This window comes from Stutzerimonas stutzeri, from assembly GCF_000952685.1.
GTDB lineage: Bacteria > Pseudomonadota > Gammaproteobacteria > Pseudomonadales > Pseudomonadaceae > Stutzerimonas > Stutzerimonas stutzeri_E.
Window position 1 is genome coordinate 143,447 of sequence record NZ_JYHV01000007.1, and the last position, 23,530, is coordinate 166,976.

The following is a 23,530-nucleotide window of genomic DNA, read 5'->3' on the forward strand; positions in this document are numbered from 1 at the left end:
TTTGCCCGGTTCCAACGTCTTGCTGCGAGTTGGCACTTTGTAGGGCGATCCCTACAACAGCCTCTCCGTTACGCTGAGTCCAATCACTCCGCTGCGCCGATGTGCGACGTTATTCCAGGCTCCTAACCTGTGGCCACGGAACAACGGAACACAGGTGCGGCATGCTCGATTCTCAAGCGAACAATGTACTGGTCAGCTTTCGTGGCATCCAGAAAAGCTATGACGGAGAAGCGCTGATCGTCAAAGACCTCAACCTGGACATCCGCAAGGGCGAATTCCTCACGCTGCTCGGCCCATCTGGCTCCGGCAAGACCACCAGCCTGATGATGCTCGCCGGTTTCGAGACGCCGACCGCTGGCGAAATCCTGCTCGACGGGCGCTCGATCAACAAGCTGCCGCCGCACAAGCGTGACATGGGCATGGTGTTCCAGAACTACGCCTTGTTCCCGCACATGACGGTGTCTGAAAACCTCGCCTTCCCGCTGAGCGTGCGCGGCATGGCCAAGCTCGACGTCAAGGAGCGGGTCAAGCGCGCCCTGGCGATGGTTCAGCTCGAAGGCTTCCGTAATCGCTACCCGGCACAGCTATCCGGTGGCCAGCAGCAGCGCGTGGCGCTGGCCCGGGCACTGGTGTTCGAGCCTCAGTTGGTCTTGATGGACGAGCCGCTGGGTGCGCTGGACAAGCAATTGCGCGAGCAGATGCAGATGGAAATCAAGCATCTACACCAGAGCCTGGGAGTCACCGTGGTGTATGTCACTCACGACCAGGGCGAGGCGCTGACCATGTCCGACCGGGTGGCGGTGTTCCATCAGGGCGAGATCCAGCAGATCGATGAACCGCGCGCATTGTATGAGAGACCTGCCAACACCTTCGTCGCCAATTTCCTCGGCGAGAACAACCGGCTGCCAGCGCGACTGATCAGCCGCAACGGCGACAACTGCACCGTTGAACTCGGCCGTGGGGAAAGGGTCGAGGCGCTGGCGGTCAAGGTCGGCGATCCCGGCGCACCGGTCAACCTGTCAATTCGCCCCGAGCGGGTTCGCTTGAACAGCGCCAGCGCCAGCTGCCCGAACCGCTTCACCGGGCGCGTCGCCGAGTTCGTTTATCTCGGCGATCACATCCGTATCCGCCTTGAGGTGTGCGGCATCAGTGACTTCTTCGTCAAGCAGCCGATCGCCGAATTCGATCCCGCCCTGACGGTTGGCGATGTCGTGCCGATCGGCTGGCAGGTGGAGCACGTCCGTGCACTGGACCCGCTGCAAGCGGCTTGAGCAGGGGCAAGCAAGAAAGCTGTTTTCAACCGCATCATGGAGCGAATAACAATGCTGAAATCTCTGAAACTGACCGCCCTGAGCCTCGGCCTGGTTTGCGCGGCGCAGGCCACGGCGGAAAGCCTCACGGCGGTCACCTTCGGTGGGGCGAACAAGCAGGCGCAGATCAAAGCCTTCAACCAGCCGTTCGAAGCCAAGACTGGTCATAAGATCATCGCTGGTGAATACAACGGCGAGATGGCCAAGGTGAAAGCCATGGTCGATACCAACAGCGTGTCCTGGCACCTGGTGGAAGTCGAATCGCCGGAACTGTCGCGCGGTTGCGACGAGGGGCTGTTCGAGGAAATCGATCCCTCAGTGGTGGGTAACCCGGCCGACTTCGTCGAGGGTGCCGTGCAACCTTGCGGGGTCGGATTCTTCGTCTGGTCGACGGTGCTGGCCTATAACGCCGACAAGCTCGCCAGCGCACCGACCGGCTGGGCGGATTTCTGGGACACCGAGAAATTCCCGGGCAAGCGCGGCCTACGCAAGGGCGCCAAGTACACGCTGGAGTTCGCGCTGATGGCCGACGGTGTCGCCCCGAAAGAGGTGTACGAAGTGCTGGCCACCAAAGAAGGCCAGGATCGCGCGTTCAAGAAGCTCGATCAGATCAAGTCCAGCATCCAGTGGTGGGAAGCCGGTGCTCAGCCGCCGCAATTCCTGGCCTCCGGTGACGTGGTCATGAGCAGTGCCTACAACGGTCGCATCGCCGCGGTACAGGATGAGAGCAACCTGCAGATCGTCTGGGACGGCGGCATCTACGACTTCGACTCCTGGGCCATTCCGAAAGGCGCGAAGAATCAGACGGAGGCGCTCGAGTTCGTCGCCTTCACCGTGCAACCGGAACAGCAGAAGACTTACTCGGAAAACATCGCCTATGGTCCGGCGAACAAGAAGGCCGTCGAACTGCTCGACCAGAAACTGCTGAAAAACATGCCGACCACGCCGGAAAACATCGCCAACCAGGTGGCCATGAATGTGACCTTCTGGGCCGACTACGGCGAGCAACTGGAACAGCGCTTCAACGCCTGGGCCGCACGCTAAGCGTCAGCCGCACGACCGGCGAGTGGATTCGCCGGGCTTGCGGCGCTGGAACCCTCTCACCTCGCGGAGTACGCCATGGCGACTGCCATCACCCTGCCTGTCCCCGCGCTCGCCGAGCCAACGCTGAAGCGGCGATTGGCACGCGCCGAACGCATGAATCGTCTCAAGTCCAAGGCGCTGATTCTGCCGCTGCTGGTGTTTTTACTGCTGACCTTCGTGCTGCCGATCGCCTCGCTGCTCTGGCGCAGCGTCGACAACCCCGAAGTGGTTGGCAACCTGCCGCGAACGGTGGAGGCGATCGCCGCCTGGGATGGCCGCGGTTTGCCCGACGAGCCGGTGTACCGCGCGCTGAGCGAGGATTTAATCGAGGCTCGTCGCAATCAGTCCCTGGGCGATCTGTCCAAGCGCCTCAATATGGAACAGGCCGGTTACCGCAGTCTATTGACCAAGAGCGCGCGGGCGCTGCCCTTCAAGGAACAACCGTCCTCTTACAAGGACGCGCTTGAGGCGCTCGATGAACGCTGGGGCGATCCAGCCTACTGGCAGGTCATCCGCCGTAACAATAGCGCCGTCACGCCGTATTACCTGCTGGCCGCGCTCGACCATCGAATTGACGATATGGGCGAGCTGGCGCCGGTCTCGCCTGACCAAGCGGTATACCTGGATATCTTCGCCCGTACCTTCTGGATGGGCCTGGTGATCACGGCCATTTGCCTGGTGCTGGCTTACCCGTTGGCCTATCTGCTGGCCAACTTGCCGGCGCGCAAGAGCAATCTGCTGATGATCATGGTGCTGCTGCCGTTCTGGACGTCGATTCTGGTGCGCGTCGCGGCGTGGATCGTGCTGCTGCAGTCGAGCGGTCTGATCAATGGCGCGCTGCTGAAGATGGGGCTGATCGACGAGCCGCTGCAGCTGGTGTTCAACCGCGCCGGTGTCTACATCGCCATGGTGCACATCCTGCTGCCGTTCATGATCCTGCCGATCTACAGCGTGATGAAGAACATCTCGCCGAGCTACATGCGTGCAGCGATCTCACTGGGCTGCCACCCCTTCGCCAGCTTCTGGCGGGTGTATTTTCCGCAGACGCTTGCCGGCGTGGGTGCCGGTTGCCTGCTGGTGTTCATCATTTCCATTGGCTACTACATCACGCCGGCGCTGCTCGGCAGCCCGAACGATCAGATGGTCAGCTACTTCGTCGCCTTCTACACCAACACCACCATCAACTGGGGCATGGCCACGGCGTTGGGTGGTCTGCTGCTGCTCGCCACCATGCTGCTCTACATCGTCTACAGCTGGCTGGTCGGTGCCAGTCGGCTGCGGTTGGGTTGAGATGGCGGCGCAGCTACGGCAAACACGGCCATCCCTTCGTTTATCCGGGCAGGAGACCTTTACATGCTGAGCCCCTACATGTCGCCCATCGAGCGCGTCTGGTTCTACACCTTGCGCATCCTTTGCGCGCTGGTGTTGCTGTTTCTGATCGTGCCGGTGCTGGTGATCGTGCCCTTGTCGTTCAACTCCGGCTCGTTCCTGGTATATCCGCTGCAGGGCGTTTCGCTGCGCTGGTACGAGGCGTTGTTTACGTCTGCCGATTGGATGCGTTCGCTGAAGAACTCGTTGCTCATCGCGCCCGCGGCAACGGTGCTGGCAATGGTCTTCGGAACCCTGGCTGCGATCGGGCTGACCCGCGGCGAATTCCGCGGTAAGGCGCTGGTGATGACCCTGCTGATCTCGCCGATGGTCGTGCCGGTGGTCATCGTCGGCGTGGCCAGCTACCTGTTCTTCGCGCCGCTGGGCATGGGCAACAGCTACCTTTCGCTGATCCTGGTGCACGCGGTGCTGGGCGTGCCCTTCGTAATCATCACCGTCTCGGCCACGCTGCAGGGCTTCAACTACAACCTGGTGCGCGCCGCCGCCAGCTTGGGTGCCTCACCGCTGACCACCTTCTTCCGGGTGACCTTGCCGTTGATCGCACCGGGCGTGATCAGTGGTGCGCTGTTCGCCTTCGCCACGTCTTTCGACGAGGTGGTGGTGACGCTGTTCCTTGCCGGCCCCGAGCAGATCACATTGCCGCGGCAGATGTTCAGCGGTATCCGCGAGAACCTGAGTCCGACCATCGCTGCTGCTGCAACCTTGCTGATCGGTTTCTCCATCGCCCTGTTGTTGACCCTGGAATGGTTGCGCGGTCGCTCCGAGAAGATGCGCACCCATCAACCTGCCTGAACAGCCCTCGCGATAACGCAGGCATTGGGCAGCGATTCAAATTGAGCGTGCAAAATAACGAACAGCCATTTACTGTAATCCGAACGCCTGGAGGGTGCGGCAGTCGATCATCGTATGCTGCGGCGCTTGGTTCCTGACGTTCATTCCGACCCGTGCCGACGATGAGTGGCTACCGAGGAGCTTATGAGCAAGACCAACGAATCCCTGATGCAACGCCGTGTCGCCGCCGTTCCCCGTGGCGTCGGCCAGATCCATCCGATTTTTGCCGATCACGCGAAAAACAGCAGCGTGGTCGACGTGGAGGGTCGCGAGTTCATCGATTTCGCCGGTGGCATCGCCGTGCTGAATACTGGCCACCTGCACCCCAAGATCATCAAGGCAGTGGAAGAGCAGCTGCACAAGCTAACCCATACCTGCTTCCAGGTACTGGCCTACGAGCCCTATGTTGAACTGTGCGAGAAGATCAACGCCCGGGTGCCCGGTGATTTCGCCAAGAAGACCCTATTGGTCACCACCGGCTCCGAGGCGGTGGAAAACGCGGTGAAGATCGCCCGCGCCGCCACCGGTCGCGCCGGAGTGATCGCATTCACCGGCGCCTACCATGGCCGCACCATGATGACCCTCGGGCTGACCGGCAAGGTCGCGCCGTACTCCGCCGGCATGGGTCTGATGCCGGGCGGCATCTTTCGCGCGCAGTATCCATGCGCGATTCACGGTGTCAGCGTTGACGAGTCAATCGCCAGCATCGAGCGCATCTTCAAGAACGACGCCGAGCCACGCGACATCGCCGCAATCATCATCGAGCCGGTGCAGGGCGAGGGCGGCTTCAATGTCGCGCCGAAGGAGTTCATGGTCCGCCTGCGTGCGCTTTGCGACCAGCACGGCATTCTGCTGATCGCTGATGAAGTGCAGACCGGTGCCGGGCGCACCGGCACCTTCTTCGCCATGGAGCAAATGGGTGTGGTGGCTGACCTCACGACCTTCGCCAAGTCGGTCGGCGGTGGCTTCCCGATTGCGGGCGTCTGCGGCAAGGCCGAGATCATGGATGCCATCGCCCCGGGCGGCTTGGGCGGCACCTACGCCGGCAACCCGCTGTCCTGTGCGGCGGCGCTGGCGGTCATGGAGATTTTCGAGGAGGAGAAGCTGCTCGACCGCTGCAAGGCGGTGGCGGAGAAGCTCACCACTGGCCTCAAAGACATCCAGGCGCGGCACAAGGAAGTCGGCGAGGTGCGCGGGCTCGGCGCGATGATCGCCATCGAGTTGTTCGAAGACGGCGACCATGCGCGTCCTGCGGCGGCGCTGACCTCGCAGATCGTCGCCAAGGCCCGGGACAAGGGCCTGATCCTGCTGTCCTGCGGTACTTACTACAACGTGCTGCGCGTGCTGGTGCCTTTGACCGCCGAGGACGAGCTGCTCGAGCGCGGCCTGGCGATCATCGCCGAGTGCTTCGATGAGCTGACCTGACCCGCTGCGGCGCGTCGGCATCCACAGCGGATGTCAGGCGCGCCGCCACTCCGGCCCTCGGGTACAATGCGCGGCATTCCGCCGTGCTATCCGAGGTCGTCATGCAGCCGTTCGCCATCGCTCCCTCCATCCTCTCCGCCAACTTCGCCCGCCTGGGTGAGGAAGTGGACAACGTGCTCGCCGCTGGCGCAGACATCGTTCATTTCGATGTGATGGACAATCACTACGTCCCCAACCTGACCATCGGCCCGATGGTCTGCTCGGCGCTGCGCAAGCACGGCGTCACCGCGCCCATCGATGTGCACTTGATGGTCCGCCCGGTGGATCGCATGATCGGCGATTTTCTCGAGGCCGGTGCCAGCTACATCACCTTTCACCCGGAGGCTTCGGATCACATCGATCGATCACTGCAGCTGATCAAGGACGGCGGCGCCAAGGCCGGGCTGGTGTTCAACCCGGCCACACCGCTCGATGTGCTCAAGTACGTGATGGACAAAATCGATATGGTCCTGCTGATGAGCGTCAACCCAGGTTTCGGCGGGCAGAAGTTCATCCCCAACACGCTGGACAAGTTGCGCGAAGCACGTGCACTGATCGATGCCAGCGGCCGCGAGATCCGCCTGGAGATCGACGGCGGTGTTAATCCGAAGAACATCCGCGAGATCGCCGCCGCAGGTGCCGACACCTTCGTTGCCGGCTCGGCCATTTTCAATCAGCCGGATTACAAGGCCGTGATCGACCATATGCGCGCCGAACTGGCGCTGGCGCGGCCATGACCCGTCTGGAACAGCTTTTCGACGGTAAGCTGCCACGGCTGGTGATGTTCGACCTGGACGGCACCCTGATGGATTCGGTGCCGGACCTGGCTGCCGCGGTGGACAAGATGCTGATGCTGCTGGGCCGCGAACCTGCCGGCGTCGCACGGGTACGTGACTGGGTCGGCAACGGTTCGAAGGTGCTGGTACGCCGTGCACTGGCCGGTCAATTGCAGCATGACGGCGTGGCCGATGAGTTAGCCGACGAGGCGCTGGCGCTGTTCATGCAGGCCTATTTTGGCGGCCACGAACTGACCGCTGTCTATCCGGGTGTCCATGAATGTCTGGATTGGCTGTGCGAGCGCGATGTGAAGCTGGCGATCATCACCAATAAGCCGGCGCAGTTCATCGAGCCGTTGCTCCAGGAGAAAGGGCTAGCCGGTTACTTCCAGTGGCTGGTCGGTGGCGATACCTTGCCCCAACAAAAGCCTGATCCGGCCGCGTTGCTGTGGGTCATGAGCCAGGCCGGCGTCGAGCCCGGTGCGTCGCTGTTCGTCGGTGACTCGCGCAACGATGTGCGCGCGGCGAAAGCGGCGGCGGTTCCCTGTGTCGCGCTGACTTATGGCTACAACCACGGCGAGCCCATCACCAACGAGGAGCCGACACTGGTGCTCGATGACCTGCGCGAGCTGGTTGCTTCGGTCCCGGGGCTGCGCTAGTGTGGCTTCTGTTCCGCACACCCTGCAGACGAGATCAGATCGTGGTGGTCACCCGCAAACAATGGATGAATGTCATCAAGGCCCTGGCCCGTTGGCGCTGGCGCGCCTGATATTTCCTGCCGGCTCGGCCGGTACGTTTGCAATCGACCCAAGTAGCTCCCTCCGACCACGAGGCTGATATGACCCGCGAAGAATTCCTGCGCTTGGCCGCCGAAGGCCACAATCGCATTCCCCTGTCGTTCGAAACCCTCGCCGACTTCGACACGCCGCTCACGCTGTATCTCAAGCTCGCCGACGCGCCCAATTCCTACCTGCTCGAGTCCGTGCAAGGCGGTGAGAAGTGGGGCCGTTATTCGATCATCGGCCTGCCGTGCCGCACCGTGCTGCGTGTGCATGACCACCGCATCAGCGTCACCACCGATGGGGCCGAGACCGAGGCCTGCGAGGTCGAGGATCCGCTGGCATTCGTCGAGGCGTTCCAGCAGCGCTACCGCGTCGCGCCGGTCGAAGGGCTGCCGCGGTTCAACGGTGGTTTGGTGGGCTATTTCGGATACGACAGCGTCCGCTATGTCGAGCGCAAGCTGGCGAACTGCCCCAATCCCGATCCGCTGGGCACGCCAGATATCCTGCTGATGGTCTCCGATGCTGTGGTTGTGTTCGACAATCTGGCCGGCAAGCTGCACTGCATCGTGCTGGTCGATCCGGAGCAGCCCGACGCCTACGAGACGGGGCAGGCGAAACTGCAAGCGCTTCGCGAGAAGCTGCGTCAGTCGATCAGGCCGCGCCTGGGGTTGGATTTTGAAAAGGGCGGCGGCGCCGAGCCGACCTTCCGCTCCAGTTTCAGCCGCGAAGATTATGAGCAGGCGGTCAACCGCATCAAGGACTACATACTCGCGGGCGATTGCATGCAGGTAGTGATCTCCCAGCGCATGTCGATCCCCTTCAAGGCAGCGCCGATCGACCTCTACCGCGCACTGCGCTGCTTCAACCCGACGCCTTACATGTACTTTTTCAACTTTGGCGATTTCCACGTGGTGGGCTCGTCACCCGAAGTGCTGGTGCGTGTCGAGGAAGGGCTGGTCACCGTCCGGCCGATCGCCGGCACCCGCCCGCGCGGGGCTAACGAAGAGGCTGATCTTGCGCTGGAGCAGGATCTGCTCAGCGACGCCAAGGAGCTGGCCGAGCACCTGATGCTGATCGATCTGGGGCGCAACGATGTCGGTCGGGTGGCCGAGACTGGCTCGGTGCGGCTGACCGAGAAGATGGTCATCGAGCGCTATTCGAACGTCATGCACATCGTGTCTAACGTCACCGGCCAGCTCAAGGCGCCATTGACCGCCATGGATGCGCTGCGTGCGATCCTGCCGGCGGGCACCTTGTCCGGCGCGCCGAAGATTCGTGCCATGGAAATCATCGACGAGCTGGAGCCGGTCAAGCGCGGCGTATACGGCGGCGCAGTCGGCTATCTGGCTTGGAACGGCAACATGGACACTGCCATCGCCATCCGCACGGCGGTCATCAAGGATGGTGAACTCCATGTGCAGGCCGGCGCCGGTATCGTGGCCGACTCCCAGCCCGCGCTGGAGTGGGAAGAAACGCTCAATAAACGCCGCGCCATGTTCCGTGCGGTGGCGCTGGCCGAACACGACCAGCAGGAGAACTGATCATGCTGCTGATGCTCGATAACTACGATTCCTTCACCTACAACGTCGTGCAGTATCTCGGCGAGCTGGGCGCAGATGTCAAAGTGGTGCGCAACGACGAGTTGAGCGTTGCCGAAATCGAAGCCCTGAACCCTGAACGTATCGTCGTCTCGCCCGGCCCCTGCACGCCGAACGAGGCGGGCGTCTCGTTGGAATTGATCCGTCATTTCGCCGGCAAGCTGCCGATCCTCGGCGTATGCCTTGGCCATCAAAGCATCGGCCAGGCCTTTGGTGGCGATGTGGTTCGCGCGCGGCTGGTCATGCATGGCAAGACCAGCCCGGTCTTTCATCACGACCTTGGCGTATTCGCCGGCCTGAACAACCCGCTCACGGTGACGCGCTACCACTCGCTAGTGGTCAAGCGAGAAACGTTGCCGGCCTGTCTGGAATTAACGGCCTGGACGCAGCACGCCGACGGCAGCGTCGACGAAATCATGGGACTGCGGCACAAGACGCTGAATGTCGAGGGGGTGCAGTTTCACCCCGAATCCATCCTGACCGAGCAGGGACACGAGCTGTTCGCCAATTTTCTGAAGCAAACCGGAGGCGTGCGCTGATGGACATCAAGGAAGCCCTCAACCGCATCGTTGGTCAGCTGGATCTGAGCACCGATGAAATGAAAGCGGTGATGCGTCAGATCATGACCGGCCAGTGCACCGATGCGCAGATCGGCGCGTTCCTCATGGGCATGCGTATGAAGAGCGAGACCATCGACGAGATCGTCGGTGCGGTACAGGTGATGCGGGAGCTCGCCGAGCCGGTGCATTTCGATACCCATCGCCTGGTGGACACCTGTGGCACCGGCGGCGACGGCATGAATATCTTCAACGTCTCCACTGCCGCGGCCTTCGTCGTCGCGGCCGCCGGCGGCAAGGTCGCCAAGCACGGTAATCGCGCAGTCTCAGGCAAGAGCGGCAGCGCCGATCTGCTGGAGGCGGCGGGGGTTAATCTGGACCTGACGCCTGAGCAGGTGGCACGCAGCGTCGATGCCGTGGGCGTGGGCTTTATGTTTGCCCCGGCGCATCACGGCGCGATGAAACACGCCGCTGGGCCCCGGCGCGAGCTGGGGCTGCGTACCTTGTTTAACATCCTCGGCCCGATGTCCAACCCGGCGGGCGTCAAACATCAGGTGCTGGGCGTGTTCAGCAAGGAGCTTTGCCGTCCGATGGCCGAAGTGCTCTCGCGTCTGGGCAGCCAGCATGTGCTGGTGGTGCATGCCCAGGACGGGCTGGACGAAATCAGCCTGGCTGCGCCGACCTACGTGGCCGAGCTGAACAAGGGCGAAATCAGTGAGTACCGCATCCAGCCGGAGGACTTTGGCATCAAGAGCCAGAGCCTGATCGGCCTCAACGTCGACAACGCCCAGGGCTCGTTGGAGCTGATTCGAGACGCGCTGGGCCGTCGCAAGACCGAGAATGGTCAGAAGGCGGCGGATATGATCGTACTGAACGCCGGCGCTGCGCTTTACGCCGCCGATGTGGCCAGCAGCCTGAAGCAGGGCGTCGAGATCGCCCATGACGCGTTGCACACCGGCCTTGCACGGGACAAGTTCGAGGAGCTGGTGTCCTTTACCGTGGTGTTCAAGCAGGAGAAGGCGCAATGAGCGTGCCGACGGTTCTGGAAAAGATCATCACGCGCAAACGCGAGGAAGTCAGCGAGCGCCGTGGCCGCATCGGTCTGGCCGAGCTGGAACAGCGAGCGGCTGCGGCGGATCCGGTTCGTGGTTTCGCCCGCAGCTTGCAGGAGCAGGTACGCAACAAGCAGCCCGCGGTCATCGCCGAGGTGAAGAAAGCTTCGCCCAGCAAGGGTGTGCTGCGCGAAGACTTCGTGCCCGCCGACATCGCCAGGAGCTACGAGGCGGGCGGCGCGACCTGTCTGTCGGTACTGACCGACATCGATTTCTTCCAGGGCGCCGATGAATACCTGCAGCAGGCCCGCGCCGCCTGCAAGCTGCCAGTGATTCGTAAGGATTTCATGGTCGATCCCTATCAGGTGATCGAGGCCAGGGCGCTGGGCGCCGACTGCATTCTGCTGATCGTCGCTGCGCTGGAAGACGCGCAGATGGCCGAGCTGGCCGACGTGGCGAAGGCCCAGGGGCTCGATGTGCTGGTAGAGGTGCATGACGGCGCAGAGCTGGAGCGGGCCTTGCGCCTGGAGACGCCCTTGCTCGGAATCAACAACCGTAACCTGCACACCTTCGAACTCAGCTTGGAAACGACGCTGGATCTGCTGCCACGCATTCCCCGGGATCGCTTGGTAGTGACCGAGAGCGGGATCCTTCATCGTGCCGATGTGGAGTTGATGGAGATCAACCAGGTCTACGCGTTTCTGGTGGGTGAGGCCTTCATGCGTGCCGAGCAACCCGGCGTCGAGCTGCAGCGCTTGTTTTTCCCTGAGCGCGCCCGTCCGCGGCTGGCTGGCGATCCGGACTGATCGAAATTGAAAAAGCCGGCAAATTGCCGGCTTTTTCAATGGTGCAGACTCGATATCAGCGAGTTCCGAACACCACCATGGTTTTGCCCTTCACATGTACCAGGCCTTGAGATTCCAGGCTTTTGAGTACACGGCCGACCATTTCCCTCGAACACCCGACGATACGGCCTATTTCCTGACGGGTGATCTTTATCTGCATGCCGTCCGGATGGGTCATCGCGTCCGGCTGCTTACAGAGGTCGAGCAGAGTGCGGGCTACCCGGCCGGTCACATCGAGAAATGCCAGGTCGCCGACCTTGCGCGTGGTATTGCGCAAACGTTCGGCCATTTGACTGCCGAGCGCATAAAGGATGTCGGGATCCTGCTGTGTCAGTTCACGGAACTTGGCGTAGCTCAGTTCGGCGACTTCGCACTCGGTCTTGGCGCGGACCCAGGCACTGCGCTCTTTCTCTGAACCTTCCTTTTCGAATAGCCCCATCTCTCCGAAGAAGTCTCCGGAGTTGAGATAGGCAATGATCATTTCTCGGCCGTCATCATCCTCGATCAGGATGGTGACCGAGCCTTTGACGATAAAGAAGAGCGTTTCGCAGCGATCGCCTGCATAGATGATCGTGCTCTTGGCTGTATAGCGCCGACGATGGCAATGCGCGAGTAGTTTGTCGATGTTCTTAATCTTGGGCGTGAGTGTAATAGCGACCATGCTGTAGTCCCGGAAGATGTGTCCAATAGAAGGCAGTTCTTATTATGTATGACTGAGTTCTGTAATCAGGCTGAGGGAGCTTAACAGACCGGTCCGTGTCGACAACAAAACTGCGACACGAATATCAACTTCAAAGCATTCATTTCGTCGGATTGCGCCCTCCAGTCGCATTCGATGGTCATGCTAAGCTGCGCTCCTTTTTAACCGGAGTCTATCGATGAAAGCGCGCATTCAGTGGGCCGGCGAAGCGATGTTTCTTGGCGAGTCGGGCAGTGGTCATGTCGTGGTGATGGACGGTCCGCCGGAAAACGGCGGGCGCAATCTCGGTGTTCGTCCAATGGAAATGCTCTTGCTGGGGCTCGGGGGTTGCAGCAACTTCGATGTGGTAAGCATCCTCAAGAAGTCCCGTCAGGCGGTGGAAAGCTGCGAAGCCTTTCTTGAGGCGGAGCGGGCCAGCGAGGATCCCAAGGTATTCACCAAGATCCATCTGCACTTTGTCGTCAAGGGCCGCGCCTTGAAGGACGCTCAGGTCAAGCGGGCTGTAGAGCTTTCGGCCGAGAAGTACTGCTCCGCCTCGATCATGCTTGGGCGAGCAGGCGTGGCAATTACCCATGACTATGAGATTGTCGAGCTGGGCTGATTAGCTCGGGTAAAAGCCGCTAGCGCTCAGGCTCGGTGCGTCGAGGCTAAATGTAGGCACCAAAGCCAGTGATCGACGCTCTTAGCACTGGAACCTGGCGTCATCAATCTGCATAATGCGCGCCCCGTTTTTAACGGGGCCGTTTCATTAGAACAGCACAGCCACGGTCGCAAATGCGAAGAGGTGTATACGGTCCTACGCAGGTACAGCGTATCTGACGGGCATGCTCAATCACGCGGTGAGCCGCATCAAAGAGAGTCTCCAATGGTGAAAAGCAAACTCAAGCTCCACGGGTTCAACAACCTGACGAAGTCCTTGAGCTTCAATATCTACGACATCTGCTATGCCGAAACCCAGGAAGATCAGCAGGCGTACGTAGAGTACATCGACGAACAGTATGACGCGGAGCGGCTGACGCAGATTCTGACCGATGTTGTGGATATCATTGGTGCGAATATTCTCAATATTGCTCGGCAGGATTACGAACCGCAGGGCGCGAGCGTCACCATTCTCATCTCGGAACAGCCTGTTACGCCGACCGATAGCCAGATTGAAGAATCGCCCGGTCCTCTGCCCGATACGATTCTGGCGCACTTGGACAAGAGCCATATCACGGTTCACACCTACCCCGAGATTCATCCCGTCGAAGGCATTGCAACCTTCCGCGTGGATATCGATGTATCGACTTGTGGCGTTATCTCGCCGCTAAAGGCGCTCAATTATCTGATTCATCAATTCGATTCGGATATCGTCACCGTCGATTATCGCGTTCGCGGTTTCACCCGTGATGTGGAAGGCAAGAAGCACTTCATCGATCATGAAATCAATTCGATTCAGAACTATCTGTCCGATGACACGCGGTCGGCCTATCAGATGACCGATGTAAACGTTTATCAGGAGAACCTCTTCCACACCAAGATGCTGCTGAAGGAATTCGAGCTGGAGAATTATCTGTTCGGTGACGCCACCAGTAATCTCTCTGCGGAGCAGCGTGAGCAAGTGGAAGACCGTCTGCGCCACGAGATGCTGGAGATCTTCTACGCGCGCAATATGCCGGGTAAACCGTAAGAAATAGAAGGGCGCCCATACGGCGCCCTTTTCGTTCCCGCTGGTTAGATCCGGTAGGTGGTTTTCGTCATCACCTTGGCCATTAGACTCATGCCAAATTTGATCGGTGCCGGAAACCGCAAGCCACCGGCATCGAGGGCAGCGGTCGAGTGCTGGGCCTCGTCGGTGCGCATTTGCTCGAGAATGGCCCGCGACTTCTCGTCGCCAAGTGGAATCTGCTGCAGGTGTTCATCGAGATGCTTGCAGACCTGATCTTCGGTCGCGGCAACGAAGCCCAGACTGATGCGGTCACTGATCAGCCCGGCGGCAGCGCCGATGCCGAACGACAACCCGTAGAAGACCGGATTGAGCACGCTGGTATGGCTACCTAGTTGGTGGATGCGCTGTTCGCACCAGGCCAGATGATCGATCTCTTCGTCGGCGGCTCGCTCCATCGCCTCGCGAACCTTCGGCAAGCGTGCCGTCAGTGCCTGCCCCTGATACATCGCCTGTGCGCAGACCTCGCCGGTATGATTGATGCGCATAAGGCCCGCTACGTGACGCGCTTCGCTGTCGCTCAGATCGGTCTCGTTCTTCAATACTGCGGGCGTCGGCCGGTGAGGCTGGCCGCTGAACGGCAGCAGGGTTCTTAACGCGGCATCGGCCTGCATCAGCAGGCGGTCGGCGGGAGAGTATTCGCGTCGGTTGGGCATGTCGCCTCCAGTGTTTCGGAGCAGCCATGGGGCTGCGCTGTACGTCTCGAGTGGGTTGTCGATCAGCCCGGTGGCCAATGCATCTGACGCTGGCCGAGCACATGCATATGTATGTGGTAGACCGTCTGGCCACCCAGGTCGTTGCAGTTCATGACGACCCGGAAGCCTTCCTGGCAGCCTTGCTGTTCAGCGAGGCGCTGGGCGGTGAAGAGGATGTGGCCAGCGAGCGCCTTGTCGTCTTCTTCGCTCAGGTCGTGGAGGGTTGCGATGTGCTTCTTCGGGATGACTAGAAAATGCACCGGCGCCTGGGGTGCGATGTCGTTGAATGCGATGACTTGATCGTCTTCATATATCTTCTGTGCGGGGATGTCCCCGGCCACGATCTTGCAGAACAGACAATCCATGGCGTTTCTCCAGCAAGTGGAACGATCAATCAGTGTAACAGGCCAATTTGAGCCCGGTCAGCCTGCACAGGGGGATAGGGAATGAAGAACGATATTCGTGATCTGGTGTTGGTGCTTGAATCAAGGTTCAGGTTGGTAGTAATCGAGTCCTGGGACGAACGGCGGGTACTGGAAACCTTGACTGGGTTGGCCGTCAGTCGTGGCCTGGTGATGTACGTCTGGTCCGCGACGGAAGGGCTCAGGCATTTGTCGTTTGGCGGCGAGGCGTTGGACGCGGGTGAGAGCTGCGCAGCCGAGGTCGCGCTGAAGCAGGTCAAGCATGATCCGCTTGGCAATCTCTACGTTTTCTGCGACCTGCATCCGTTTCTCGATGAGCCGCGTCTGGTGCGGCTGTTGAAGGAGATCGCGATGACGCAAGGGCCGTCGGCACCGACGCTGGTGCTGGTCTCCCATGCACTCAAGCTGCCGGCGGAGGTCCAGCGATATGCGGCACGGTTCAGTCTGACGCTGCCGTCTGAGGAAGAGTTGCTGGGCATCGTGCGCGATGAGGCGACCCGCTGGAGTGAGCGCAATCGCGGTGCCCGGGTGCGTACCGACAATCGCACGCTGCAACAGGTGGTGAAGAATTTGCGCGGCCTTAGCCATGCCGAGGCCCGCAGCTTGGCGCATAGCCTGATTTGCGACGACGGGGCGATCACTCAGGACGATTTGCCGGAGCTCAACCGCAAGAAATTCGAGCTGCTGGATATGGAGGGCGTGCTCGGTTTCGAATACGAAACGGCGCGGTTCGCCGATGTCGGTGGTTTGCAAAATTTCAAGCGGTGGCTGGGCGAGCGTCAGGGCGCCTTTCTTGCCGGCAGCCGCACGGACATGCCGCGCGGCGTAATGCTGGTTGGCGTGCAGGGAGGCGGCAAGAGCATGGCGGCCAAGGCGGTGGCCGGGCTGTGGGGCTTGCCGTTGCTGCGCCTGGATTTTGCCTGCCTATACAACAAATTCTTCGGAGAGACCGAGCGCAACCTGCGCGAGGCGCTGAAGCTGGCCGAGCAGATGGCGCCGTGCGTGCTGTGGATGGATGAGCTGGAAAAGGGCCTCGCCACGGGCGAAATGGATGGCGGTGTCAGTCAGCGCGTATTGGGTACCTTGCTCACCTGGATGGCCGAGCGTGATGCGCCAGTGTTCATGGTGGCAACCGCCAACGCGGTAGATCGTCTGCCGCCGGAATTGGTGCGCAAGGGCCGCTTCGATGAATTATTTTTCGTTGATTTGCCCGATGAATCGACCCGCGCCGAAATTTTCCGCATTCACCTGGCTCGGCGTGAGCTGAGCGCCGATAGCTTCGATCTGTCAGCACTGGCTGGCGCATGTGATGGCTTCTCCGGCGCAGAGATCGAGCAGGTAGTAGTGGCGGCTGTTTATGCCGGACAAGCTCAATTGCGTGAGCCGGACCAGGCGATGCTGCTGGAATGCATCAGAGCGACCTCGCCGCTCTCGGTTGTGATGGCGGAAAAGCTGGACGCTTTGCGAGGCTGGGCTTCTGGGCGCGCGGTGCTGGCCTGATAAGCGCTCGCTTCTATTACATTTGCTGATATGCCGGCAGGGCAATAGCGGCCAGGATGCCAATGACGGGCACGAGTAGCCAGAGCGAGGCGAGAATTTTTACCGCTCTACTGTTTGGTGGTTGCGGCGGGCCGAAGCGATTCATGCCGTCGTTGCCCGGCATCAGCAGCATTGCCAGTGAAAATAGATTGCCGACTATCGGTACCAGATTGAGCAGTATGAGCCAGCCGGACCACCCGATATCATGCAGACGCTGCACGCAGATTTGTGTGCTGATGAACAGGAAGCCCAGGCCAACAACTCCGATGAGTATCCATCCGAGTATCTCGGAAACGGCTGACGCCATGCTTGCAATGAGGAATAACCCGAGCACTGCGGCCATCAGCGCCATTGACCATGCGAGGTAGCGCAAGCGCCCAATCCGGCCCTGTACGGTAAAGACCTTGAGCTCGCCGTACTCCGGTGTCGGTTCGCCAACCTGAGCTCGGGGTGGGGCGTAGGGTTGTGCCGCAGCGAGAATTTCGCCCTGTTTTAATGCTTCGGCCTGCTGCGCCTGGCGTGCCAAATACTTCTGAATAACTACACCACAGCTTCCGCACTGGATGGCGGTTGGCTGCGAATGCCCGCACTTGGGACATTCCATCTGATCGGCAGTCGTTGAGGGCTCGCTTGACAATGTCGATGCGTCGTCAATGAGGCTCAGCGTTAAACCTTTGCTTGCCTCCGGCTCCTTGCGGGCCCGCGCTCCGGCACGTAGCAACGCCTCCAGGTATCGATCGGCTTCGAGCGCACTCAGATTTCGCTTGATATTGACCGAGCCGCGACTGAAGAGACGTTCGACCTTGTCGGCGTCGCTCTTGAACAGTCTGGCCAGGTTACTCTTGACGGTGTCGGCTGACATTCCTGGTTCGAGCTCGCCATCGAAGACGATTCGGTAATGGTCGGCACTCATGCAACATCCTTGTTCCCAGGGGATTAGCTAAAGCCTAAAGCGCTGCTGTGCCGCCAACAAGTTGCAGCGGAGAGCTGGGCATGGCGGTGATGCGAAATGAGATGCGCGTCACGGTTGCCGCAGCCAGCGTTGTGAGAGCTGTGCGGCTTGACCATGGGCGGCCCGGTATTCGCGATCCAGGCGGGCTATCAGCTCTTCGGCGCTCGGTAGATCATGTATCTCGCCCACGCCCTGCCCAGCCGACCAGACGGTCTTCCATGCCTTTGCCTCATCACTGACAGGTTTGAGTTTTTCCGCGTAGTTCATTTTCCCCGTGCCGTTCAGGCGCGCTTCGTCGTAGCCAGCCTGTTGCAGACTCTGGCGCAGAAAGCTCGCCGGCACGCCTGAAACTGCGGCGGTGTGGACGATATCCGCTGCGTGGGCCTGCAGCAGCATTCGTTTATATTCATCCGAGGCCTGGCTCTCGCGGGTGGCGATGAAACGCGTCCCCATGTAGGCGAGATCCGCGCCCAGCAGCTGCGCTGCGAATATTTCGTGGCCGTGGTTGAGGCAGCCTGAGAGCAGCAACGTTTTGTCGAAGAACTGACGAATTTCGGCAATCAACGCAAACGGACTCCAGGTGCCTGCGTGGCCACCAGCGCCGGTGGCAACTGCGATCAGACCGTCGACCCCGGCTTCGGCGGCCTTTTCCGCGTGCCGGCGTGTGGTGACGTCGTGAAAGACCAGGCCGCCGTAGCCATGGACGGCGTCTACCACTTCCTTCACGGCGCCAAGACTGGTGATGACGATTGGGACCTGCTGCTCAACGCAGATCGCAAGATCTGCCTGTAGGCGGGGATTGCTGTGATGCACGATCAGATTGACGGCGTATGGCGCGGCTGCGTGCAGGCCCGACAGCTGCTGGCCTATCTCCAGCAGCCAATCTCGAAATCCACTGCTTTCCCGCTGATTCAGAGCAGGGAAGCTGCCTACGATGCCGCTACGGCAGCATGCGGTAACCAGCGTTGGATTGGACACCAGAAACATCGGGGCGGCGACCAAAGGCAGGCGCAGGCGTTTTTCGAGGAGGGCTGGCAGTGACATGACAGGTTCCTTCAATAGGTTCAGAACGGTTTGACGACCACGAGAATGACGATGGCCAGCAGTAGTAACACGGGAAATTCGTTGAACCAGCGGTAGAACACATGGCTGCGGGTGTTCTCGTCGCGCGCGAAGCGCTTCAGTTGCGCGCCGCAAACGTGGTGATAGCCGATCAACAGGACGACCAGCGCCAGTTTGGCGTGTAGCCAACCGCCGCTGCTGAACAATGCGGGGTTCAAAGCGATCATGCCTATCCCGAAAAGCAGCGTGGCGATCATCGAGGGCATCATGATCCCCCGATAGAGCTTGCGCTCCATGACCCTGAATCGCTCGCGACTGGTCGCGTCCTCGCTCATGGCGTGATACACAAACAACCTCGGCAAATAGAACAGCCCGGCGAACCAGCAGACGATCGCAACGATGTGCAGGGCTTTCAGCCAGAGATAGAGCATTCGAGGATTCCTTGGTTTTCAGAGTCCGACTGATAGTAGAGGCTTGGGGCCCCGCGCGTCATCTAGGTGGTTGGCCCTGGAGGCAGGCACCTTTATCATCAGCGTTCTTTATCGTTTCAATGCGCGAGGCAGCTCATGGTCAAGGTCGGAATCGTTGGCGGCACAGGCTACACCGGGGTTGAACTGCTGCGTCTGTTGGCACAGCACCCCCAGGCCGAAGTCGCGGTGATCACGTCTCGTTCCGAGAACGGGGTCAAGGTGACGGATATGTTTCCGAACCTGCGCGGCCATTACGATGAACTGGCCTTTAGCGTGCCGGACACCTCGACGCTGGGCGCCTGCGATGTGGTCTTCTTTGCGACTCCCCATGGCGTTGCCCATGCGCTGGCGGCAGAGCTGTTGGACGCGGGCACTCGAGTCATCGACCTGTCTGCGGACTTCCGTTTGCAGGACGCCGATGAATGGGCTAAGTGGTACGGGCAGCCGCATGGCGCGCCAGGGCTACTGCCAGAGGCCGTATATGGCCTGCCAGAAGTCAACCGCGAGCGGATCAAGGGCGCCCGGCTGATTGCTGTTCCTGGCTGTTATCCGACCGCGACCCAGCTTGGCTACCTACCGCTGCTAGAAAATGGCTTGGCCGATACATCGCGACTGATCGCCGATTGCAAGTCGGGTGTCAGCGGCGCCGGTCGGGCGGCGAAGATAGGGTCTTTGTTCACCGAGGCGGGTGAAAGCATGATGGCTTATGCGGTCAAGGGACATCGCCATCTGCCTGAGATCAGCCAGGGGCTGCGCCGCGCAGCGGGGGGAGACGTCGGGCTAACCTTCGTGCCGCACCTGACGCCAATGATTCGCGGCATCCATGCCACGCTGTACGCGACCGTTGCTGACACCTCTGTGAATTTGCAGGCTCTTTACGAGCAGCGTTACGCCAATGAGCCGTTCGTCGATGTCATGCCGGCAGGCAGCCACCCTGAGACACGTAGCGTGCGTGGTGCCAACATGTGCCGTATCGCGGTTCATCGTCCTCAAGGCGGGGATCTGGTGGTGGTGCTGTCGGTCATCGACAACCTCGTCAAGGGCGCGTCCGGTCAGGCACTGCAGAATATGAACATCGCCTTCGGCCTGGATGAGCGGCTTGGCCTGGCTAACGCGGCGCTGCTGCCCTGAAATGGCGGACGTCAGGCTCGCTGCTCGGAAGAGCACCGCTTCTATGGAATCGGTGTCTGATGAATAGTTGACCAGTTTCGTAGGAGAAGCCGATAATGCGGCGTCAACGCAGTAATGTGCGCTCCCGCGCCAGGAGAACCAAATGAGTGTCGAGTCCTTCACGCCCACCGCGATTCAGTTCAGTCAGGGTGCCGCGAGCAAGGTGAAGAGCCTGGTCGATGAAGAAGGGAATCCGCGGCTGAAGCTGCGCGTCTTCGTTACGGGTGGCGGTTGCTCTGGTTTTCAGTACGGCTTCACCTTCGATGAGGATTTGGCAGAAGATGACACCATCATTGAGCGTGAGGGTGTGAGCCTTGTGGTGGACCCGATGAGCTACCAATATTTGGCTGGCGCTGAAGTCGACTATCAGGAAGGACTGGAAGGGTCTCGCTTCGTCATCAAGAATCCGAATGCCACGACAACCTGCGGTTGCGGTCAGTCCTTCTCGATCTGAAAACGCTTTGCTGAACTGAAACAAGAACACCGCGCCGAGGCGCGGTGTTTTTGTTTGTACTCGTACGCAATGAGCATCGCAGATTCAGGCGGGATAGATTGCGCCCAGAACGCGAGGCCCTCGTGCTCCTGTCACGCTAGGTCGGTTGGCAGCGATGCCTTCGAGGCAGCAATGTGCCAGCCAGGCAAAAGCCATGGCTTCTATCCAGTCTGGCTCTACCCCGTACTCTGCGGTGCTGGTCACTTGGCATTCCGGCACTAGCGCTTGCAATCTATGCATCAGCGCAGTGTTGTGCGCGCCGCCGCCGCAAACCAATACTTCCTTTGTCTCGGGTTGGGTGGCAAGCAATGCATCGCAGATACTGCGGGCGGTCAGCTCCAGCAGGGTAGCCTGGACATCTTCTGGGGCAACGCTGGTACACGAGGTGAGGTGGGCATCCAGCCAGGACAGGTTGAACAGCTCTCGTCCCGTGCTCTTCGGTCCTTGGGTGGCGAAGAAGTTGTCGCTGAGAAGTGCTGTGAGTAATCGGGGGTTGACACTGCCGCTTGACGCCCAATCCCCGTTTCGATCGTAGGGACGATTCTGGTGGCGCTGGGTCCAGGCGTCGAGCAGCACATTGCCTGGCCCGCAATCGAAACCACGCGTCGCTTTACCGGGGCAAAGCAGGCTGAGGTTGCTGAATCCACCGATATTGAGCACCGCTCTGGCGCGAGCTGCATCGCTGAACATCGCCTCATGGAACGCTGGTACCAAGGGCGCCCCTTGGCCGCCGGCGGCTATGTCGCGCCGCCGGAAATCAGCTACTACGCTGATGGTTGTCAACTCCGCCAGCAGCGAGGGGTGCCCGATCTGGATAGTGAAGGCGCGTTGCGGCTCATGCCGTACCGTCTGGCCATGACTGCCTATGGCACGAATGGCTGTTGCGTCGGTCTGCGCCTTGCCGAGCAATTTCTGTATCCCATCGCTTGCCAACTCAGCCCAGGCTTGCTCTGCCATCGCGGCTCGGGCTAGTTCGTCCGGGCCGCTAGAGCATAGGTCGAGCAAATCTTGCTTCAACTGCGAAGGCATCGGCTCGTAATGCGTGGCAAGCAGGGTCGTCCGCTCGTTCTGCTCGATCAAGGCAAAGTCCAGGCCGTCCAGACTGGTACCTGACATGACCCCGATATAGCGCGGCATTACTCGCCCTTCATGGCCAGCATGGTCGCCCGTTCTTCATCCATGCGCGCCATCAGGGGCTTACTCAACTGCATGAAGCGCTGTTGTTCGTTTTTTGCAATCGGGTCCGCCATGGGGAGTTTTAGCCCCAGTGGATCGACGTGCACACCGTCGACTTGGAATTCATAGTGCAGGTGCGGGCCGGTGGACAGGCCTGTCGTGCCGATATAGCCGATAATCTGACCTTGTTTGACCGCTGAGCCGTTGCGCACGCCTTTGGCGAAGCCCTGCATATGAGCGTAAAGCGTACGGTAGCGGTTGCCGTGCTGAAGCACCACGGTGTTGCCGTATCCGCCCTTGCGGCCCGCTAGGAGCACTTTACCGTCACCGGCGGCCTTGATAGGCGTGCCCCGTGGCGCGGCATAGTCCACACCCTTGTGGGCACGGATCTTGTTCAGGATCGGATGCTTTCGACCGTTTGAAAAGCGTGAGCTGATGCGGGCGAAATCCACTGGCGTGCGAATGAAAGCCTTGCGCATGCTTTTACCATCGGCTGTGTAGTAGCTGCTGCCACCCTGCTTGTTGGTATAGCGAACAGCGGTGTAGCTTTTGCCTCGGTTAGTAAAGCGGGCCGCGAGAATGTTCCCTGTTCCGACTTTCTCACCGGCAACGGTCTTCTGCTCGTAGATGACTTCGAACGAGTCGCCTTTGCGTATATCCATGGCGAAGTCGATGTCGTAACCGAACACGTTGGCTAGATCCATCGTGAGGTTATGGCTGAGGCCTGCGCGCTTGGCGGCAAGAAACAGGCTGCTTTCTATCTGGCCGAAGGCGTAGGCGGTGCTGACGTCCGGCTTGAATTGTTCTTTCTTGAATACATAGCCTGTGCTAGACCGCTCTAGGTGCACGCTTTCCAGTTTGTTCAGTGGGCTGCGCAGCTGAGCCAGGTTGCCTTGCTCATCCAGTTCGATCTCGAGACGCTGACCAACTTTGAGGTGCGCAAGCTGCTTCGCCTCCTTGCTGCTTGTCAGTACCTCATGGACTGTGGATTGCGGCAGGCCTACTTTTGCGAATACGGTCGATAGCGTATCTCCATTGGCAACGACCACTTCTTTCGAGAGAGGCTTTGCCTCGACGGCTTTTTCTTCGTCTTGTTTCGGCTCGGGCAGCGATACCTGAAACTCAGGCTCGTCAGCGTTTTCGATCGAAGCGAACGGCGTCTCCGAGACATCGCTTACGAGAGGCTCTTCGCTTACGGTTGCGAGCTCTGCGGCGGTATCGAGGCTAAGATCGAGAAAGGTCTTTTTCGCTTCGACTTCTCGGGATGGAAATACAAGAAGTGCCAGGCTCAGAAGCGCAGCTACACCGCTTGCAGCCAGGAGATGGCTCTTCGGGTAGAGAGGGGCTTTCGATTTTGAATAGGTCATTAGATATCTAGAGAATGTCTGGCGATATTTTGTACAGAGAAAATATCTGTCTAAAATATAACCAAAGTGCTGTTGAGGCAACCCTGAATTCC

General features: G+C 60.1%; 24 protein-coding genes. 16 read left to right on the forward strand and 8 right to left on the reverse strand.

The window, feature by feature from the left end; all coding sequences use genetic code 11:
• The first annotated feature begins 161 nt into the window (after positions 1–161).
• The 11 genes from UF78_RS02835 to trpC all read left to right on the forward strand — a co-directional run bounded on the left by UF78_RS02835 (position 162) and on the right by trpC (position 11,648).
• Positions 162–1,271, forward strand: coding sequence for an ABC transporter ATP-binding protein (locus UF78_RS02835; RefSeq protein ID WP_045160547.1), 1,110 nt, complete (start codon positions 162–164; stop codon positions 1,269–1,271).
• A gap of 51 nt (positions 1,272–1,322) precedes the next feature.
• Positions 1,323–2,354: an ABC transporter substrate-binding protein gene (locus UF78_RS02840; protein WP_045160549.1), complete on the forward strand. Its 1,032-nt coding sequence runs from the start codon at positions 1,323–1,325 to the stop codon at positions 2,352–2,354.
• A gap of 75 nt (positions 2,355–2,429) precedes the next feature.
• Positions 2,430–3,683: an ABC transporter permease gene (locus UF78_RS02845; RefSeq protein ID WP_045160550.1), complete on the forward strand. Its 1,254-nt coding sequence runs from the start codon at positions 2,430–2,432 to the stop codon at positions 3,681–3,683.
• A gap of 63 nt (positions 3,684–3,746) precedes the next feature.
• Entirely contained in the window at positions 3,747–4,574 is an 828-nt protein-coding gene (locus tag UF78_RS02850; protein WP_045160551.1) for an ABC transporter permease, read from the forward strand.
• Between the two features lie 183 nt (positions 4,575–4,757).
• On the forward strand, positions 4,758–6,038 hold the full coding sequence (gene gabT / locus UF78_RS02855) for a 4-aminobutyrate--2-oxoglutarate transaminase (RefSeq protein WP_045160553.1): 1,281 nt from the start codon (positions 4,758–4,760) through the stop codon (positions 6,036–6,038).
• A gap of 101 nt (positions 6,039–6,139) precedes the next feature.
• The gene (gene rpe / locus UF78_RS02860) at positions 6,140–6,814 is read left to right on the forward strand and encodes a ribulose-phosphate 3-epimerase (RefSeq protein ID WP_045160554.1); all 675 of its coding nucleotides are present in this window, start codon (positions 6,140–6,142) and stop codon (positions 6,812–6,814) included.
• Complete coding sequence (locus tag UF78_RS02865; protein WP_045160555.1) at positions 6,811–7,512, forward strand: phosphoglycolate phosphatase; 702 nt, start codon at positions 6,811–6,813, stop codon at positions 7,510–7,512. The genes rpe and UF78_RS02865 overlap by 4 nt, the downstream gene beginning before the upstream one ends.
• A gap of 179 nt (positions 7,513–7,691) precedes the next feature.
• Complete coding sequence (gene trpE / locus UF78_RS02870; RefSeq protein ID WP_045160556.1) at positions 7,692–9,176, forward strand: anthranilate synthase component I; 1,485 nt, start codon at positions 7,692–7,694, stop codon at positions 9,174–9,176.
• Positions 9,177–9,178: 2 nt separating this feature from the next.
• Positions 9,179–9,772, forward strand: a complete 594-nt coding sequence (locus UF78_RS02875) for an aminodeoxychorismate/anthranilate synthase component II (protein ID WP_045160557.1) — start codon at positions 9,179–9,181, stop codon at positions 9,770–9,772.
• Positions 9,772–10,818, forward strand: coding sequence for an anthranilate phosphoribosyltransferase (gene trpD, locus UF78_RS02880; RefSeq protein WP_045160558.1), 1,047 nt, complete (start codon positions 9,772–9,774; stop codon positions 10,816–10,818). Before UF78_RS02875 ends, trpD begins: the two co-directional genes overlap by 1 nt.
• Entirely contained in the window at positions 10,815–11,648 is an 834-nt protein-coding gene (trpC, locus tag UF78_RS02885) for an indole-3-glycerol phosphate synthase TrpC (RefSeq protein WP_045160559.1), read from the forward strand. The genes trpD and trpC overlap by 4 nt, the downstream gene beginning before the upstream one ends.
• 55 nt (positions 11,649–11,703) lie before the next feature.
• On the opposite strand, the gene crp is transcribed toward trpC, so the two are convergent.
• The gene (gene crp, locus UF78_RS02890) at positions 11,704–12,348 is read right to left on the reverse strand and encodes a cAMP-activated global transcriptional regulator CRP (protein ID WP_045160560.1); all 645 of its coding nucleotides are present in this window, start codon (positions 12,346–12,348) and stop codon (positions 11,704–11,706) included.
• A gap of 217 nt (positions 12,349–12,565) precedes the next feature.
• Here crp and UF78_RS02895 point away from each other — a divergent pair, with 217 nt between their 5' ends.
• Together UF78_RS02895 and speD are read left to right on the forward strand one after the other, a co-directional pair.
• Entirely contained in the window at positions 12,566–12,988 is a 423-nt protein-coding gene (locus UF78_RS02895) for an OsmC family protein (RefSeq protein WP_045160561.1), read from the forward strand.
• 267 nt (positions 12,989–13,255) lie between these two features.
• Entirely contained in the window at positions 13,256–14,056 is an 801-nt protein-coding gene (gene speD / locus UF78_RS02900) for an adenosylmethionine decarboxylase (protein ID WP_045160582.1), read from the forward strand.
• A gap of 44 nt (positions 14,057–14,100) precedes the next feature.
• Here speD and coq7 read toward each other — a convergent pair whose 3' ends face one another.
• Entirely contained in the window at positions 14,101–14,748 is a 648-nt protein-coding gene (coq7, locus tag UF78_RS02905) for a 2-polyprenyl-3-methyl-6-methoxy-1,4-benzoquinone monooxygenase (protein ID WP_045160562.1), read from the reverse strand.
• Between the two features lie 62 nt (positions 14,749–14,810).
• On the reverse strand, positions 14,811–15,152 hold the full coding sequence (locus UF78_RS02910; RefSeq protein ID WP_025240292.1) for a histidine triad nucleotide-binding protein: 342 nt from the start codon (positions 15,150–15,152) through the stop codon (positions 14,811–14,813).
• Positions 15,153–15,233: 81 nt separating this feature from the next.
• Between UF78_RS02910 and UF78_RS02915 the strand changes: the two genes are divergently transcribed.
• Positions 15,234–16,709, forward strand: a complete 1,476-nt coding sequence (locus UF78_RS02915) for an AAA family ATPase (protein ID WP_045160563.1) — start codon at positions 15,234–15,236, stop codon at positions 16,707–16,709.
• Positions 16,710–16,725: 16 nt separating this feature from the next.
• Here UF78_RS02915 and UF78_RS02920 read toward each other — a convergent pair whose 3' ends face one another.
• The 3 genes from UF78_RS02920 to hemJ form a co-directional block, all read right to left on the reverse strand.
• On the reverse strand, positions 16,726–17,661 hold the full coding sequence (locus tag UF78_RS02920) for a DUF805 domain-containing protein (protein ID WP_045160564.1): 936 nt from the start codon (positions 17,659–17,661) through the stop codon (positions 16,726–16,728).
• Between the two features lie 108 nt (positions 17,662–17,769).
• Positions 17,770–18,744: an NAD(P)H-dependent flavin oxidoreductase gene (locus UF78_RS02925; protein WP_045160565.1), complete on the reverse strand. Its 975-nt coding sequence runs from the start codon at positions 18,742–18,744 to the stop codon at positions 17,770–17,772.
• Between the two features lie 20 nt (positions 18,745–18,764).
• Positions 18,765–19,193, reverse strand: a complete 429-nt coding sequence (hemJ, locus tag UF78_RS02930) for a protoporphyrinogen oxidase HemJ (protein WP_045160566.1) — start codon at positions 19,191–19,193, stop codon at positions 18,765–18,767.
• A 135-nt stretch (positions 19,194–19,328) separates the two neighbouring features.
• On the opposite strand from hemJ, the gene argC reads away from it, so the two are divergent.
• A complete protein-coding gene (gene argC, locus UF78_RS02935; protein ID WP_045160567.1) occupies positions 19,329–20,363 on the forward strand; it encodes an N-acetyl-gamma-glutamyl-phosphate reductase in 1,035 nt (344 codons plus the stop codon).
• 142 nt (positions 20,364–20,505) lie between these two features.
• On the forward strand, positions 20,506–20,856 hold the full coding sequence (erpA, locus tag UF78_RS02940; protein ID WP_014851496.1) for an iron-sulfur cluster insertion protein ErpA: 351 nt from the start codon (positions 20,506–20,508) through the stop codon (positions 20,854–20,856).
• Positions 20,857–20,940: 84 nt separating this feature from the next.
• Here erpA and UF78_RS02945 read toward each other — a convergent pair whose 3' ends face one another.
• Both UF78_RS02945 and UF78_RS02950 read right to left on the reverse strand, forming a co-directional pair.
• Positions 20,941–22,032 (reverse strand): anhydro-N-acetylmuramic acid kinase, encoded by a 1,092-nt coding sequence (locus UF78_RS02945; RefSeq protein ID WP_045160568.1) that lies wholly within the window; start codon positions 22,030–22,032, stop codon positions 20,941–20,943.
• Positions 22,032–23,438 carry an OapA family protein gene (locus tag UF78_RS02950; protein WP_080890540.1) on the reverse strand — a complete coding sequence of 469 codons (1,407 nt, stop codon included), beginning with the start codon at positions 23,436–23,438 and terminating at the stop codon, positions 22,032–22,034. The genes UF78_RS02945 and UF78_RS02950 overlap by 1 nt, the downstream gene beginning before the upstream one ends.
• Positions 23,439–23,530: the final 92 nt, after the last annotated feature.